This is a genomic window from Pseudoroseomonas cervicalis ATCC 49957 (assembly GCF_000164635.1).
Lineage (GTDB): Bacteria > Pseudomonadota > Alphaproteobacteria > Acetobacterales > Acetobacteraceae > Pseudoroseomonas > Pseudoroseomonas cervicalis.
In genome coordinates, this window is sequence record NZ_GG770956.1 from 1 (window position 1) to 1,385 (window position 1,385).

Sequence of the window (1,385 nt, forward strand, 5' to 3'; positions counted from 1 at the left end):
CGGCTGCGCGCCGCCTGAGGCCCGGCGCCGCGCGCGGTCCCGGCCGCCGGGCGCCCTTCCCGAAACCCGCCGGCGGGCCTACCTATCCGCCAGGACGCAGGAGGCAGGGCAGATGCAGTTCGATATCGCGATCATCGGCGGCGGTCCGGCCGGGCTGGCGCTGGCCACCTCCCTCGCCGGCACCGGCCTCGCCGTCGCGGTGGTCGAGCAGCAGCCCGGGGCGGCGCTGGAACAGGCCGGCTTCGACGGGCGGGAGATCGCGCTCACCCACCACTCCCAGGCGCTGCTGCGGGAGATGGGGGCGTGGGACCTGATCCCGCAGGAGAGCATTTCGCCGCTGCGCGAGGCGCGGGTGCTGAATGGCGGCTCGGCCTATGCGCTGCGCTTCGACACCAGCGGCCGCGCCGAATCCGAGCTGGGCAAGCTGGTCTCCAACCACGCCATCCGCCGCGCCCTCTACCGCACCGCCACCGCCGCGCCGGAGGTGACGCTGCTGGCCGGCACCGGCGTCGCCGGCCTGCGCACCGATGTCGAGGGGGCGGAGGTCACGCTGCGCGATGGCCGTGCCCTGCGCGCCCGCCTGCTGGTCGCCGCCGACAGCCGCTTCTCCACGGCGCGCCAGGCGCTCGGCATCGGCGCCGAGACGCGGGATTTCGGCAAGCGCATGATGGTCTGCCGGCTGCGCCACGCGGCGCCGCACCAGGGCATCGCCACCGAGTGGTTCGACTACGGCCAGACCATCGCCATGCTGCCGCTGAACGGGCGCGAATCCTCGGCCGTCATCACCCTGCCGCCCGCGGAGATGGCGCGGCTGGAGGCGATGCCGGAGGCCGAGTTCGGCGCCGAGATCGCCCGCCGCTACCGCCAGCGCCTGGGCGCCATGGAACTGGTCAGCACCCGGCATGTCTACCCGCTGGTCGCCGTCTATGCCGAGCGCTTCGCCGCCACCCGCGCCGTGCTGCTGGGCGACGCGGCGGTGGGCATGCACCCCGTCACCGCGCATGGCTTCAATTTCGGCCTGAGCGGCCAGGCCATCCTGGCGCGCGAGATCCGCGCGGCGCACGCCGCCGGCCGCGACATCGGCGCGCCCGACCTGCTGCGCCGCTACGCGGTCGCGCATCGCCGCGCGACGCGGCCGCTCTACCTCGCCACCAACGCCACCGCGCTGCTCTACACCGAGGAGAGCGCGCCGGCGCGGCTGCTGCGCAACGTGGCGCTGCGGCTGGGCAACCATCTGCGGCCGGTGCAGCAGCGCATCGTCTCGCATCTCATGGAGTCGCGCGCCGCCTGAGCGGCGGGTGCGCGGCCGCACGGGTCGCAGAGACGGCGCGGACGCACTATCTAGGGGGGGATCGCCGCGCCGCCCAGGGCGCGGCCCCTCCCTG

General features: G+C 75.3%; 1 protein-coding gene. It reads left to right on the forward strand.

Going from position 1 to position 1,385, the window contains the following annotated elements:
- The first annotated feature begins 112 nt into the window (after window positions 1-112).
- Entirely contained in the window at window positions 113-1,291 is a 1,179-nt protein-coding gene (ubiM, locus tag HMPREF0731_RS20745) for a 5-demethoxyubiquinol-8 5-hydroxylase UbiM (protein ID WP_007006195.1), read from the forward strand.
- The last annotated feature ends 94 nt before the right edge of the window (window positions 1,292-1,385 follow it).

Bases quoted from the DNA above. Each gene is read 5' to 3' on its own strand.
- ubiM (WP_007006195.1), top strand. From the start codon at position 113: ATGCAGTTCGATATCGCGATCATCGGCGGCGGTCCGGCCGGGCTGGCG.